The 14,689-nt window shown below is 45.1% G+C and carries 17 protein-coding genes; all 17 read right to left on the reverse strand.

Features of this window, described 5'->3' with window-relative positions:
• Positions 1-10 precede the first annotated feature (10 nt).
• Positions 11-463, reverse strand: a complete 453-nt coding sequence (gene argR / locus UF75_RS04625; protein WP_045573428.1) for an arginine repressor — start codon at positions 461-463, stop codon at positions 11-13.
• 112 nt (positions 464-575) lie between these two features.
• A complete protein-coding gene (locus UF75_RS04630) occupies positions 576-1,394 on the reverse strand; it encodes an NAD(+)/NADH kinase (protein ID WP_045573429.1) in 819 nt (272 codons plus the stop codon).
• A 2-nt stretch (positions 1,395-1,396) separates the two neighbouring features.
• Positions 1,397-2,206, reverse strand: coding sequence for a TlyA family RNA methyltransferase (locus UF75_RS04635; RefSeq protein ID WP_045573430.1), 810 nt, complete (start codon positions 2,204-2,206; stop codon positions 1,397-1,399).
• A 32-nt stretch (positions 2,207-2,238) separates the two neighbouring features.
• Positions 2,239-4,125, reverse strand: coding sequence for a 1-deoxy-D-xylulose-5-phosphate synthase (dxs, locus tag UF75_RS04640; protein ID WP_045573431.1), 1,887 nt, complete (start codon positions 4,123-4,125; stop codon positions 2,239-2,241).
• 45 nt (positions 4,126-4,170) lie between these two features.
• Positions 4,171-4,611 carry a divergent PAP2 family protein gene (locus UF75_RS04645; protein WP_045573432.1) on the reverse strand — a complete coding sequence of 147 codons (441 nt, stop codon included), beginning with the start codon at positions 4,609-4,611 and terminating at the stop codon, positions 4,171-4,173.
• Positions 4,612-4,625: 14 nt separating this feature from the next.
• The gene (locus tag UF75_RS04650; RefSeq protein ID WP_045573433.1) at positions 4,626-5,492 is read right to left on the reverse strand and encodes a polyprenyl synthetase family protein; all 867 of its coding nucleotides are present in this window, start codon (positions 5,490-5,492) and stop codon (positions 4,626-4,628) included.
• Positions 5,485-5,841 carry an exodeoxyribonuclease VII small subunit gene (gene xseB / locus UF75_RS04655; protein ID WP_082075009.1) on the reverse strand — a complete coding sequence of 119 codons (357 nt, stop codon included), beginning with the start codon at positions 5,839-5,841 and terminating at the stop codon, positions 5,485-5,487. Before xseB ends, UF75_RS04650 begins: the two co-directional genes overlap by 8 nt.
• Positions 5,842-5,844: 3 nt before the next feature.
• A complete protein-coding gene (xseA, locus tag UF75_RS04660; protein WP_045573468.1) occupies positions 5,845-7,047 on the reverse strand; it encodes an exodeoxyribonuclease VII large subunit in 1,203 nt (400 codons plus the stop codon).
• 286 nt (positions 7,048-7,333) lie between these two features.
• Positions 7,334-7,969, reverse strand: a complete 636-nt coding sequence (locus UF75_RS04665) for a cyclodeaminase/cyclohydrolase family protein (protein WP_045573434.1) — start codon at positions 7,967-7,969, stop codon at positions 7,334-7,336.
• Entirely contained in the window at positions 7,969-8,820 is an 852-nt protein-coding gene (locus UF75_RS04670; RefSeq protein WP_045573435.1) for a tetrahydrofolate dehydrogenase/cyclohydrolase catalytic domain-containing protein, read from the reverse strand. Before UF75_RS04670 ends, UF75_RS04665 begins: the two co-directional genes overlap by 1 nt.
• A gap of 98 nt (positions 8,821-8,918) precedes the next feature.
• Complete coding sequence (gltA, locus tag UF75_RS04675; protein ID WP_045573436.1) at positions 8,919-10,334, reverse strand: NADPH-dependent glutamate synthase; 1,416 nt, start codon at positions 10,332-10,334, stop codon at positions 8,919-8,921.
• Positions 10,334-11,176 (reverse strand): sulfide/dihydroorotate dehydrogenase-like FAD/NAD-binding protein, encoded by an 843-nt coding sequence (locus tag UF75_RS04680; RefSeq protein ID WP_045573437.1) that lies wholly within the window; start codon positions 11,174-11,176, stop codon positions 10,334-10,336. Before UF75_RS04680 ends, gltA begins: the two co-directional genes overlap by 1 nt.
• A 177-nt stretch (positions 11,177-11,353) precedes the next feature.
• The gene (nusB, locus tag UF75_RS04685) at positions 11,354-11,791 is read right to left on the reverse strand and encodes a transcription antitermination factor NusB (RefSeq protein ID WP_045573438.1); all 438 of its coding nucleotides are present in this window, start codon (positions 11,789-11,791) and stop codon (positions 11,354-11,356) included.
• A gap of 65 nt (positions 11,792-11,856) precedes the next feature.
• A complete protein-coding gene (locus UF75_RS04690) occupies positions 11,857-12,081 on the reverse strand; it encodes a DUF2273 domain-containing protein (protein WP_242860110.1) in 225 nt (74 codons plus the stop codon).
• 17 nt (positions 12,082-12,098) lie between these two features.
• Positions 12,099-12,614 carry an alkaline shock response membrane anchor protein AmaP gene (gene amaP, locus UF75_RS04695; RefSeq protein WP_045573440.1) on the reverse strand — a complete coding sequence of 172 codons (516 nt, stop codon included), beginning with the start codon at positions 12,612-12,614 and terminating at the stop codon, positions 12,099-12,101.
• A 53-nt stretch (positions 12,615-12,667) separates the two neighbouring features.
• Positions 12,668-13,063, reverse strand: coding sequence for an Asp23/Gls24 family envelope stress response protein (locus UF75_RS04700; RefSeq protein ID WP_045573441.1), 396 nt, complete (start codon positions 13,061-13,063; stop codon positions 12,668-12,670).
• A 267-nt stretch (positions 13,064-13,330) separates the two neighbouring features.
• Positions 13,331-14,677 (reverse strand): acetyl-CoA carboxylase biotin carboxylase subunit, encoded by a 1,347-nt coding sequence (accC, locus tag UF75_RS04705; protein ID WP_045573442.1) that lies wholly within the window; start codon positions 14,675-14,677, stop codon positions 13,331-13,333.
• Positions 14,678-14,689 lie beyond the last annotated feature (12 nt).

Consider the following 14,689-nt stretch of genomic DNA (forward strand, 5'->3'; position numbering starts at 1 on the left):
GACGTCCCTCCTATCCAAGCAAGGTGCTAATCCTGTTCAAAACCGTCGGAACAGCTTCTTTTGGCTTAATAACCAGCAGAATCGTATCATCCCCAGCTATCGTTCCTATAAGCTCTTCCCAATTGCTATTATCCATAACTGCCGCTAAGGCATGCGCATTCCCTGGAATGGTACGAATGACGATTAGACTTTCCGTGTCATTGATTGATACCATCGTTTCTCGCAGAACACGTTTTAAGCGATCTTGAAGGTTATTGGGATGGGCCTCAGTCGGGGCAGCATAGCGGTAATCATCGCCAGCACCAGGAACTTTAATCAGGCCCATTTCTTTAATATCTCTAGACACAGTTGCCTGGGTCACCTCAAACCCGGCAAGGCGCAGTTTTTCTGCCAGATCCTCCTGGGTATGGATTGTCTCCTTAGTGATTATTTCTTGTACCTTCATCTGGCGACGTGCTTTCATTCACTTGCCTCCTTTGCGCGAAGCGCGAGGTTCGATGCTCGATGCGCGAAAATATGACCTCACAATTACTCTCCATAATTCGCACCTCGTGCATCGCACTTCGCGCCTCGAATTATTCATGCCAACGGTCTCTCAGTTTTTCTCGTACCACTTGAGGAAAACTTCTGCTTCCTAAACGAATTAGCAGAGCCTTGATTGGTGACGCTTTGATAATTACAGTTTGACCGGAATAAATCAAGTCATTTTGACGACCATCAAATGTCACCCTACATTTTTCCCCATTCGTTAAAAGAATTTGAATTTCTTCCTTTTCTGAAACTACCATAGGACGTGCAGACAGAGAATGCGCGGCTAATGGAGTCAGCAAAACCGCTTGAACATCGGGGCTGACAATTGGCCCACCTGCCGAAAGCGAATAAGCTGTAGAACCAGTAGGAGTGGACACGATCAAGCCATCTGCAGGATAACTCACCGAAAGCTCTCCGGAAAGGTTAACTTGGAGCGTTATGATCCCATCTGTGCTCTCCCTAGAAAAAACAACGTCATTTAAAACCAGATGGGAGATATTATCCTTACCTATCCTATTGACAACTGCATTCAACATCAACCGCTCTTGAATTTTATAATCCTGATTCAAAATCTTTTCTAAAGCTCCAAAAACATCTTCCCGTTCTATTTCACATAGAAATCCTAAACGTCCAAAGTTCACTCCCAAGACAGGAATACCCAACGACGCACCTTCCCGAGCTGCTTGAAGCAGGGTTCCATCTCCCCCTAAGGAAATAAGAAATTGAGCTTTGCGTTCAAGTATGTCTTCCCATTCCGTTAAAACAAGCCACCCGCGGGCTAGGAACCAATCAATTATTTGGCGAGCCAGCGTTAACGTATCCGGTTTACTCATATTTCGCCATAAACCAACGATTTTTTCCATCGCTATTCCGTCTCTTTCCGAGCGTCGTGAACTACGCGTTCCAGCTCTTGATGCCAATCTATGCTTAATTCATCGCCTAAACCCAGCCAAGCTAAGTACTCGATATTTCCCTCAGGACCACGAATTGGCGAATAATCCAAACCTAAGATATGAAAGCCTAGCTTTTCCGCCTCACCGAGAACAGTTTGTAATACTTGTTTATGAACATTTTCATCTTTGACAACGCCTTTCTTTCCCACATGCTCTCGTCCAGCCTCAAATTGTGGTTTCACAAGAGACATGACTTGCCCTCCGTCTTTAAGAATAGCGATCATGGCCGGAAAGATCTTAGTGATTGAGATAAATGCGACATCAGAAACGACCCAGTCAACCTTTTCCGGAAGGGAATCCTGATTCAGATAGCGGGCATTCACACGTTCCATGGAGACGACGCGAGGATCCGTCCGCAGCTTCCAATCCAGCTGTCCGTACCCTACATCCACAGCATAGACTCTTTTAGCGCCATTTTGCAAAGCACAATCCGTAAAGCCTCCAGTGGAAGAGCCAATATCAGCAACGACTTGATCCTTAAATGGAATCCGGAAGGCATCTACCGCTTTAGCTAATTTTAATCCTCCACGTGAAACAAATGGTAGAACTTCCCCTTTTAATTCGATCACAGCGTTTTCTGGCAATTCAGCACCTGGCTTGTCTACCCGCTGTCCCCCAACAAACACCACCCCAGCCATAATGGTTGCTTTCGCCTTTTCACGACTAGACGCCAATCCATTTTTGACCATTAAAATATCAATGCGTTCTTTTCCTTTAGCCACTGTATCCCTTCCTTTTATCTAAGAGAACCCAACTATGATTGTGCCACCCGGCGAAACAATTGCAATCGTTCAGCGGCTTGCACTATACCTTTGATTGATAATCCGTGTGCCATGAAAAGTTGAGAAATTGATCCTTGCTCGACGAATCCAGGATATCCTAACCGTTCAACCTTTACGTTATTGATACCTTCCTCTTCAAGAAACTCCAAAATCGAGCTTCCCATACCTCCTTTGAGGGAATGGTCTTCAATAGTAATGAATTTTTTCGTCAGTTGCGCATAGTGGGAAAGTACTTCGCGATCGAGCGGATTAATATAACGCAAGTTAATGACTGCCGCATCGACACCCTGGTGTCGTAATTCTTGAGCTGCAAGTAAACAGATCTGCACTAAGGGGCCAACCCCTATTAAAGTTACATCTCGTCCGTCCCGCAATACCTCAGCTTTGCCAATCGGGATTAACTTTAGTGTTTCATCCAATGTCACGCCTTGACCCACTGATCTTGGGTAACGCAAAGCAACTGGCCCACTTTGTTGTAAGGCAGTATAAAGCATATGACGCAACTCGTTTTCATCTTTCGGTGCCATAAAAATCAAGTTCGGAATAATTCTAAACATGGAAATATCAAAGACTCCGTGATGCGTGGGTCCATCATCCCCGACGACCCCAGCCCGATCGATTGCTAAAACTACATTGGCCTGCTGTAAGCAAACATCGTGCAGTACTTGGTCATAAGCTCTCTGATAAAACGTAGAATAGATCGCCACGACGGGTTTTAAACCCCCAAATGCTAGTCCTGCAGCAAACGTTACAGCATGTTGTTCTGCGATTCCAACATCAAAAAAACGTTCTGGGAATTGTTTAGCAAACATATTGAGCCCAGTTCCACTGGGCATAGCGGCTGTGATTGCTACAATCCTCGAATCTTGACTGGCCAGTGAACAAAGAGTATCTCCGAAAACTGCCGTGTAAGTGGGCGGCGCAGCCTTTTTCGTTATATTTCCAGTCGCTGGGTCAAAGGGACCCACACCATGAAAGATATCCGGATTTTCCTCTGCAGGCTTATAGCCCTGACCTTTATGTGTTAAGACGTGGACCAGAACGGGGCCCTTTTTATTTTTAGCTTGGTCCAGTACCTCTTCAAGCAAGGCTTGCTCATGTCCATCAATCGGTCCTAAATACGTGAAACCTAATTCTTCGAAGATAACACCTGGGACAAGCAGATACTTCAAACTATCTTTTGCTTTAGCCGCCAACTTTGCAACTTTTGTTCCAATACCCGGAATACGTTTGAGGAGGTACTCCAGATCTTCTTTACGTTTATCATAAAGTGGGTCTGTTCTCAGACGATTAAGATAGGTTGACATTGCCCCTACATTTGGAGAAATCGACATTTCGTTGTCATTCAGAACCACGATTAAATTCGTTTCACTATGCCCCGCATGATTTAACGCCTCGAAGGCCATTCCACCGGTCATTGCCCCATCCCCAATTACAGCCACTACGTGGTGTTTCTCCCTTAGAACATCTCGAGCTTTTGCAAACCCCACAGCTGCTGAAATCGAGGTACTGGAATGTCCAGTTTCAAAGCAATCATGGACACTTTCCCCTCGTTTTGGAAAACCGGACAGTCCCAGATATTTACGAACGGTCTTAAAACGTTCCAAGCGACCTGTTAATAGCTTATGGACATAAGTCTGATGACCTACATCCCAGACGATCTTGTCGTTAGGGCTATCAAATATCCGGTGTAAAGCCAAGGTAAGTTCTACCACTCCAAGGTTCGGCGCCAAATGCCCTCCATTCTTGGAAACCACATCGATCATTTCTTGCCGAATCTCCTGTGCTAGCGTTTTTAGCTCGGTCAAGTCTAACAAGCGCAAATCCTTTGGCTCTTGAATTGTCCCGAGTAGCCCCATCCTTTTTGCCCCCTCATTTTTTCGGTCCGGTTAAGTCCCAATTCTTTAAAATAAGAGCCCCACACTAATCCCTACCAGTACACCCCCGAAAACCTCCAAAGGTGTGTGGCCTATCAATTCCTTTAACTTCTTTTGGGCAGGGTCAGGGCCATGATATAAGCGTTCAATTAACAAATTAAGAACTTCTGCCTGTTTGCCTGCTGCACGTCGTACCCCAGCAGCATCATAGAGTACTATCATACCAAAAACTGTGGCTACTGCAAAAATTGGTGAATTCCATCCATAGTATTTCCCAATTCCCAAGGCTAAAGCGCTTACCGTTGCGGAATGGGAACTTGGAAAACCACCAGAGCTCATCATTAAATGAAAGCTCAGTTTTTTTAGTATAATGAGATTGACTATGACTTTCAGTATTTGGGCAATCAGCCATGCTGTTATAGCAGAATTTAAAATAGCATTGTTTAAAATACTTGGGATTATTGGCATACAAACGACCTCTTTTAATGCTGACGTTGTTCAATATAGTAGGCTAAATCACTTAAAAAAATTGGCTCTTCGCCAAAGGGCTTTAACGCAAACAATGCGGCTTGGATTTGGGCATGTAACTGCTGCTCCGCACCCTTTAATCCTAGCAAAGAAACATAAGTCGCCTTATTTTGACGCTGGTCACTACCAGCTGGCTTTCCAAGAGTCTCACTATCCCCAACAACATCTAAAATATCATCTTTAATCTGGAAAGCTAATCCCAAGGCTTGAGCATAGCTGGTCAAGGCCTGAATCTGCTCCTCGGTGCCCCCAGCCAAAATCCCACCGAGCCGGGCAGAAGCCGTCAGCAAGGCACCGGTCTTCGCTTTATGAATCTCCTCAATCTCGTTCAAGGTCAGTAATTTTCCCTCTCCAGCTACATCAGCAACTTGCCCCCCAACCATACCGGTCTTTCCGGCTGCAATGGCAACGTCTCGAATAATGCGCAGTTGTCTTTCAGGTTGACCCAGTTGAGGATTTGCCAATAATTCGAAGGCATAGGTTAGCAATGCGTCTCCAGCTAAGATAGCGTTAGCTTCCCCGAAAACCTTGTGATTAGATAATCTTCCCCTTCGGTAGTCGTCATTATCCATGGCTGGTAAATCATCATGAATCAAGGAGTATGTATGAATGAGTTCTAGCGCAACAGCCGCAGGTACTATGAGTTCCGGATTACCACCGACAGTTTCCGCCGAAGCCAGTGCTAAAACAGGTCGAATCCGTTTACCTCCGCCAACCAGAGAATAGTACATACTTTGATTCAAGACATCGTCTTCCCACGGTAATTGGGCAAGAGTTTGTTCAAACATTGTAAGATAACGTTGGAACGTTTCCTTAAACACGCTGTTCATCCTTCCCATCAAAACTGGCAGGTCTTATCTGCAACTGTCCATCAGGACCTTCAAGTAGAATTTCCATCTGTTTTTCCGCTAGATCCAAGACATTAGAACAATGCTGAATTAGACCCACACCCTCCTTGAAAAGGTTTAAAGCCTTTTCCAAGGGAAGGTCTTTTTGTTCAAGAGTTTTAACAATTAGTTCTAAATTCTCAAGCCCTTTTTCTAGGGTCATGACTTCTGATTTCTGTTCATTACTATCAGCTTGCGTTTCCTCAAAGGCAAGCACTTCTTCAATAACCACTTCCCCAGAAGGCTCCTGAAAGAGGTCATCAAGCCATTTGTCTTTGCTCATGGATTAAAACTCCTTCTCTAACACTTCGCAACGCAGACTTCCTTCTCCTAGGCGAACCCGTATCTGCTGGTGGCACTCCACCTGATCCATTGAACGCAGGAGGTTCCCTTCTTGATCATACGTCAACGAGTATCCTCGGCCTAAAATAGCCAAGGGACTCAACAGGTTTAGCTTGGCAGCGAATAGTTTTAGTATACCATTTTTATCCGCTACAAATCTAGTCAAGCCTTCTTGAAGGCGCATTTGTAGTGTATCCAAGCGTTGTCGATTTTGATCAATACGCCAAAAAGGATCTTTAAGGGGTCCTCTATTAGAGATTCGATCCAGACTCTGACGCCTTCGCTCAATGAGTGTTCCCATTGCACTTTGAAGTTGAACAAAAAGTTGATTCACTTGAAACTGCAAATCCTGTAAAATAGGCACAGCCAACTCGGCAGCTGCAGACGGAGTCGGAGCTCGAAGGTCTGCCACATAGTCCGAGATAGTCACATCTGTTTCATGCCCAACTGCAGAAATTACGGGTATTACCGATGCGGCAATCGCGCGAGCCACTACTTCAGTATTAAAAGCCCAAAGTTCTTCCAGTGATCCCCCACCTCGACCGACAATGATCACATCGACCGTTCTTAAGCGATTGAGCCGAGCGATCGCCTGAGCCACTTCTCGAGGCGCCGCCTCCCCCTGTACAGCTGTAGGCGCTAATACCCAAGACATCTTAGGGTGCCGACGTTCCATAATGTTAAGGATATCTCGAATTGCCGCTCCAGTCGGACTCGTCACAATCCCAATTCGCCTAGGATAACGGGGGATTTCCTTTTTTCGCATGGGATCGAATAACCCTTCCCCAGCAAGTTTTAGTTTAAGTTGCTCAAACGCCAGGTAAAGTTGGCCTAATCCACTTGGTTCCATCTCTTCGGCGTAAAACTGAATCGTGCCCTCACGCTCGTATATACGGATATTTCCCCGAATGATCACTTTTAACCCATCTGTTGGGATAAAACGCGCGCGTTCTGATCGGCTTTTAAACATTACCCCTTTAAGACTCGATAACTCGTCTTTCAGGGTAAAATACCAATGCCCAGAGGCGCGATGATTCTTGAAGTTGGAAAGCTCACCGCTGATCCAACAATTTTGCAGTTCCCCTCGTTCCTGTAGAACGTAGCCAATTTGACTGACAAGTTCAGATACTGTCCATATCTTTGGCACAAACTTCACCTCAATGCCTATCATAACATAAAGAAAAGGGGGGATAAAATAATTCCCCCCTTTTCTTTATGTCGAGGCGCGATGCGCGAGGTTCGAGGTTCGATCGTTGAATGTCGCACATGAAGCCTCTTACATAAATTCAGCTAAAACCTAGGATGAGTGCAAAACTTCATCCTAGGTTTTCTTCTCAGTTATCCTATAAATTGCCGCTTAAACTTCGTGCATCGAGCCTCGATCATCGAGCCTCTTAATTCGTGCATCGAGCCTCGAACCTCGCGCTTCGCGCTTACATCCGACTTTGTACCACAGCGACTGTCTCGGCACAAATAAGCGCAGCTTGTTCGAAGAGACGAGCGCGTTCAGCCTTAACTCGCTCTTGATATCCTTCATCTTTAATTCCGGGAAGGTTTATATCGACACTAAGCATAGCTGATTTAAGGGCACTTTCAGCCAGATAAGCAGACACGCCGACATCACTAATTGCACCTTTATTTCCGATTGGAGCTAACTTCTGTGCTAATTGCAATACTCTGAAACAGTTTTGGGAAATTCCGAGTGGAGTATCCGTTGCTGAGACTAAGACCTCCTGCATTTTGCCAGCACGAACAGCCTTTTCCTCATCTGTGCCTTTTGGTAATTTCAGAACATCCATGAAATTGGAGAATTCGGCAATATCCTGGCTTAACCCAGTCTTCAACAAACCAAGGACTTTTTCCGCTTCAGCCAAAATCTCTTTCACTTCAGGTTCAACCTCTTTATACTTCTCCTTACCGACTGTCAGGTTAGCCACCATACAGGTCATAGAGGCAGCCAGTGCTCCAACATAGGCAGAAACACTTCCACCACCCGGAGTTGGTGAAGAACTAGCAGACACCGTCAAAAATTCCTCCGTCGTCCACTCCCAAATCTTATTCATATCCATTAACGCTCTCCCCCCTGTAGAACGATTCCCTTAAGTACATTGCGCATAATTAAAGCGGTGGTCAAAGAACCAACTCCACCAGGCACTGGAGAAATTAATGAAGCTATGTCTTGAACTGCTTGGAAATCGACGTCCCCACAAATCCCCTCTGGAGTTTCGTTAATTCCTGCATCGACAACGATCGCTCCCGCTTTAACCATATCTTTTTTGATCAATTTAGCACGACCTACGGCAGCAATTAAAATATCAGCCTGACGGGTAAACGCTCCTAAATCAGGGGTTTTGGAGTGACAAATAGTCACAGTGGCATTGTGCTTTAGAATCAAGAAAACTAACGGTTTGCCAACCGTTTCTCCCCGTCCGACGATCACGACATGCTTCCCGGAAATCTCGACTCCCGAACGCAGAAGCAGCTCAATACAGCTCTGTGGAGTAGCAGGGAATAACCCTTCCTCGCCGCTCAAAATATAACCTCGATTAATAGGATGAACTCCGTCTACATCCTTATCTGGTCGGACGGCAGCCATAATCTTTTCTTTTCGCATTCCCTTAGGAAGCGGAAGTTCAATCATGATACCATGAACTCCTGGATCATTATTAAGGCTTTCAATCCGCGCCAAGACATCTGCTTCAGGCGTTGCTCCTGGCATTGTAAAAAGTTCAAAACCCATGCCAATCCCTTCACAGACTTTCTGCTTGGAACGGGCATAAACCACGGAAGCTGGGTCATCTCCTACTAAGATTACGGCTAATTTAGGTTGCACTCCTTTGTCTTTCCACTGTGCAATTTCCTCACGAATTTCTTCTTTCAGAATCTTAGAAACCGCTTTACCATCTAATAGTTGAGACAATAGACACACTCCTTTGATCCTATTTTTAAGACCCCCACTTTTAGAAGTGGGGGTTCTTCGCGAACTTCAAGTTAGGGTAGAAGCCTCGATATCTAGCTTTAGCTTTGCGATTTTAGATATTGATCGATGCCTGCAGCTGCTTTCTTACCTGCTCCCATAGCCAAAATAACCGTAGCTGCACCCGTTACAATATCTCCACCCGCAAAAACTCCAGGTTTTGAAGTCATTAACGTTTCATCGTCAGCAACAATATTTCCTCGTCTATTTAACTCCAAACCAGGAGTTGAGGTTGTTACCAAGGGGTTTGGTCCTTGTCCAATCGCCACAACCACAGTATCCATTGGAATCTCAAATTCTGATCCCTGAATGGCTACTGGAGCGCGTCGTCCTGATGCGTCTGGTTCTCCGAGCTCATAGCGCAGGCAGGTCAGGCTTTTAATCCAACCACGCTCATCTCCTTGAATGGAAACAGGATTGGTTAACAGCCGAAATTGGATGCCTTCTTCCTCAGCGTGTTCAAGTTCTTCTTTCCTTGCTGGCATTTCATCACGGGACCTACGATAGATAATGTAAACATTTTCGGCGCCTAAACGTAAAGCAGTACGCGCAGAGTCCATCGCAACATTCCCTGCGCCGAGAACAGCGACATTTTTTCCAACTTTTACAGGAGTAGCATAGTCAGGGAACTTGTAACCCTTCATTAAATTAGTACGAGTTAAAAACTCATTGGCAGAATACACTCCATTGAGATTCTCCCCCGGAATATCCATAAAATATGGAAGCCCAGCACCTGTACCAATAAATACAGCATCGTATCCGTTTTCCATAAGCTCATCGACAGACGTGACTTTCCCGACGACTTGATTCGTGAGAATTTCTACTCCCATCTTTTTGAGGTTAGCAATCTCAGTTTGCACAATTTCCTTCGGCAAACGGAACTGAGGAATTCCATACATTAGAACTCCCCCGGCAACATGCAACGCTTCTAAAACCGTCACCGCATGACCGGCTTTTGCCAAATCCCCGGCACATGCTAAACCAGCAGGACCTGCTCCGATAATTGCAACTCGTTTACCACTTTGAACTGGTTTCTCAAACTCAACTTCTTCTGACTTCATACCAAAATCTGCTGCAAAACGTTCAAGTCGCCCAATAGCAACGGACTCCCCTTTGATCCCTAGAATACATTTGCTTTCGCATTGAGCTTCTTGAGGACAAACCCGTCCACAAACGGCAGGCAAGGAATTTTTAATCTTCAGGACTTTTCCTGCTTCTTGGAAATCTCCTTGAGCAATTTGCTTGACAAAATCCGGAATGAGGACTTCCACAGGGCAACCTGTCACGCATAACGGCTTTTTACATTGCAAACAACGTTTAGCTTCCTCTACCGCCATCTCCTGAGTATAACCTAGAGCGACTTCCTCAAAGTTATGCGCTCTAACCTGAGGGTCTTGGCAAGGCATTTCATGACGAGGGATTTTAACTTTTTTTGCGCCCTCCACTTTCTCTGCCATTAATGATGCCCTCCTTCATGGTCACATTCCAGCCGTGCCTTAGCCCGGTTTTCTTCATCTTTATAAAAAGCCAGACGTTTCATCGCTAAATCAAAATCTACCAAATGTCCATCGAACTCTGGTCCATCAACACAAGCAAATTTAGTTTCATTGCCAACACTGATTCGGCAAGCTCCGCACATACCTGTCCCATCGACCATAATTGGATTCATGCTGACAATCGTTTTAATACCCAAAGGACGGGTATACTCCACGACCGCTTTCATCATGACCATGGGGCCAATTGCCCAAATCACTTTCACGTCATGTCCTTGAGCCAGAACTTGGGCAAGTCCATCGGTTACAAACCCCTTAACCCCTGCACTCCCGTCATTTGTAGCGATAACAACCTCACTACTTACAGCACGCATTTCTTCTTCAAGAATCATCAGATCCGCACTTCGTGATCCCAAAACAGAAATCACATGATTCCCTGCTTCTTTGAGAGCGCGAGCAATTGGATGAATAGGAGCTATGCCAACGCCCCCTCCAATACAGACGACGGTACCATGGTTTTCAATTTCGGAGGCAACGCCTAATGGTCCTACGAAATCTTGGAATTCATCCCCCTCATTCATGCGGGTAATAAGGGCCGATGAGTATCCAACATCTTGTACAACGATCGTGATAGTGCCCTTTTCCCGATCAAAGTTCATGACAGTAAGCGGTATGCGCTCACCCAACTCATCCACACGCACAATAACAAATTGGCCTGGCTCCACTTTCGCGGCCACGGCCGGTGCCTCAACGTCTAGCAAAGTTATGCCTGTTGATAGCAGTCTTTTTTTAACGACTCGGTACATGGGACTCCTCCTCAATGTCAATAAAATTTCTCTCATATCTTTAGTTAATTCGATATCTTTATTCATTATCCTTCATCGCAATACCAAAAATTTAAAAAAGTGTGACAGCCTGATTAATAAGAAAAGTGCCAAAACTCAAGTTTCAGCACTTCTTTAAGTTTTGTCGATTTGGCTGATTTAGCCTTCAACAGGAACCTTGGGTTCAGATTTGGTGACACTATCCACTATTCGATCTAAAATTCCATTAACAAACTTGGCAGATTCTTCTCCCCCAAAGCGTTTTGCTAATTCGATTGCTTCGTTGAGAGTAACTCGCCCAGGAATATCCGAACAAAAAAGCACCTCGTACGTTGCTAAACGCATTACATTTCGATCCACCTTCGCCATACGGTCTATAGACCAATCTTGGGCAAATGAAGCAATCTTTTGATCAATTTCAGGAAGATGTTCAAGCGTACCATCGACAAGTTGTTGAGCAAAGGCTCTACTAGGCTCTGGAACTTCAAATTCCTCAGCCCACCGTTGGACTTCTTGCGCTGAACTCAGCGGTTCTTTCGTCAGGTCCCTCTGAAAGAGCACTTGTAATGCCGTTTCACGGGCTAATCTTCGACTCAAGAAAAATTCTCCTCCCAAATGTTTTCTTTCAACATTACTAAATACTATAATACTTGCAAAATTGACTACCTATTAAAAATTCTTTCTAACCATGTGGAAATATCATTGTGATCATCCTGACGCTTCCCTACGATGAAGCCCACTGCCGAAAACAGTATTATGACCAAGGTCTGCCAAAAGCCCAGCGTCACCATCAGCAAGCCTACAATGAATCCAAGAGCTGTTCCGATCGATTTGCCCGGATGATTGTCAATGGCCCAAGCGGAATAATTCATAACCTTGTTTCCCATTTTCGACCAGAACTCTCTCATCGGACGCGTGCCGAATACGCCTTTTGTAGCCGACGTACCAACACTTTCACCTCAATTACTGTAATTCCAGTGTAAAGTTCAACATCCTGTTTAACCTTTTTCTGTAACTCTCCAGATGTCTGCGGAATGAGAACGCCCTGTTCGAATTGACAAAACGCAAGAATCTCAAGTCCTGTTTCACGCTCTCTCAAACTCGCTTGTACCTCAATTACACCTGGCAAAGTTGTTGCGCTACGAACAATGATCTCTTGCAAGGCCTCATGAGAAATCCGAACATCCCCCCCTTGGGAAGAAGTTCGATAAGCACGCTCAGTATTCTCGCGAGGTCGCATAAATAATAGTAATCCCAGTAGGAGCAAAAGTCCAGCCACAACAGTACTTTCCCAAGGGTTTATCTTCAACCAATTAAGCCCTTGTGCTAATAGAAAATAAGGAAGCCCCCACCCCGTGGCAATGGCTAATATCCAAAGCGCTCCCAGGATCAGAAGGAATCCTAAAGCATAGGCCAACATTTGCCGTCCCCTCTTTCAGAAACCCCCCTGGCATTTCCAAGGGGGGCCCCACTCTACTTCAGACGAAAATCTTCTTCTTTGTTTTCTGGTAATGGTTTGAAGTTTACCCCTTGTACATGCACATTCGCTTCAACGACCTTGAGCCCAGTCATACTTTCTATAGCTTCCTTCACTGATTCCTGCACACTAAAAGCAACCTCAGGAATTGATACACCATATTCTACGACGATATAAAGATCGACAGCTACCTCATGTTCTCCAACTTCAACCTTTACTCCTTTGGACAGGTTTTTATTTCTCCCTAACATGTGTGCAAGATCTCCCACAAGACCCCCACTCATTCCGACTACACCTTCCACTTCAGAAGCTGCTAAACCAGCGATAACTTCGACAACTTCATCTGCAATTCGTATTGACCCGAGGGAATTATCCGTTCCCAAACTTTCCATACCTGCTCCCTCCTAATCGATGTTCGATGTTCGTGGTTAGTCGTTCGAAATACCGAATATTATCAAACATCACTTCGCATTACGTACATCGTACATTTAGTCTCGGATAAGTACTGTTAATTACTAGATTTAGGTAGAGAAACTCTAATTAGGTAGCTTCTTTATCCCTATAACGTTGTTATTATACCAAATTTAGGCTGATCTAGCAAAGACTATTATCGAGATTCGTGATTCGTACCTCGCGCATCGAACCTCGCACATCGCAGTTCACTCCCCTAAAATACGGCGCTGAATAAAATTCGTGTACACTTCCCCACGCTTATAGAAGGCATTCTCCAAGACGATCATGTGGAACGGTATTGTCGTATGTATTCCTTCAATCACGAATTCCTCAAGGGCTCGCTTCATACGGGCAATGGCCTCCTGCCTAGTGGCACCCCAAACGATCAATTTTCCGACCATTGAATCATAGTAAGGGGAAACCATATATCCTTGGTATACCGCACTGTCAATCCGCACTCCCGGTCCACCAGGAACATGATAGCTTTTGATCACTCCAGGTGAAGGCATAAAATTCTTCTCGGGATCTTCCGCATTGATTCTACATTCTATAGCCCAACCTCGAAGCTGAATATCCTCTTGGGTATATCCCAAGGGTTCTCCTGCTGCGAGGCGAATTTGTTCTTTGACTAAGTCAATGCCAGTTACCAGTTCAGTGACCGGATGTTCCACCTGAATGCGCGTGTTCATCTCGATAAAATAAAATTTGCCATGACGATCCAACAAAAACTCGATTGTACCAGCGTTAGAATAATTAGCGGTCTTGGCCGCTTTGACTGCAACAGCGCCCATTTCCGCTCTTAATTCTGGAGTTAAAGCACTTGAGGGTGATTCTTCTAATAATTTTTGATGGCGACGTTGTAAAGAACAATCCCGCTCTCCTAAATGAACCACATTGCCATAGTTATCTCCAAGTATTTGAATCTCAATATGTCTAGGCTCTTCGACGTACTTCTCCAGATAAACCTCAGAGTTACCAAAGGAAGCCTGGGCCTCGTTCTGGGCAGCTTGAATTGATTTACTCAGTTCTTTAGAATTTTGGGCAACCCTCATTCCTTTACCACCGCCACCAGCAGATGCTTTAATCAATACGGGATATCCAATTTCTTCAGCAACGGCCTTAGCTGTCTCTTCATCTTTAATTATGTCTTTGGAGCCAGGCACCACAGGAACACCACATTCGATCATCGTTTTCCTAGCAGTAGCCTTGTCTCCCATAGTTTCAATAACAAGCGGAGATGGACCGATGAAGGTGATTCCGCAGGATTCGCATATCTCAGCAAACCGCGCATTTTCAGATAAAAATCCATATCCGGGATGAATTGCATCAACACCCGTTAATTCGGCAGCACTTATAATGTTAGGGATATTGAGGTAACTCTTGGCACTTGCTACAGGTCCAATGCATACTGCCTCGTCGGCAGCCTTAACGTGCAAAGCCTCCCGATCTCCCTCTGAAAAAACTGCGACCGTTTCAATCTCAAGCTCGCGACATGCCCGAATGATGCGCAAGGCAATTTCTCCACGATTCGCGATCAGGATTTTCTTAAACATGCTCTCTTCTCC

It is taken from the genome of Desulfosporosinus sp. I2, from assembly GCF_000960765.1.
Lineage (GTDB): Bacteria > Bacillota > Desulfitobacteriia > Desulfitobacteriales > Desulfitobacteriaceae > Desulfosporosinus.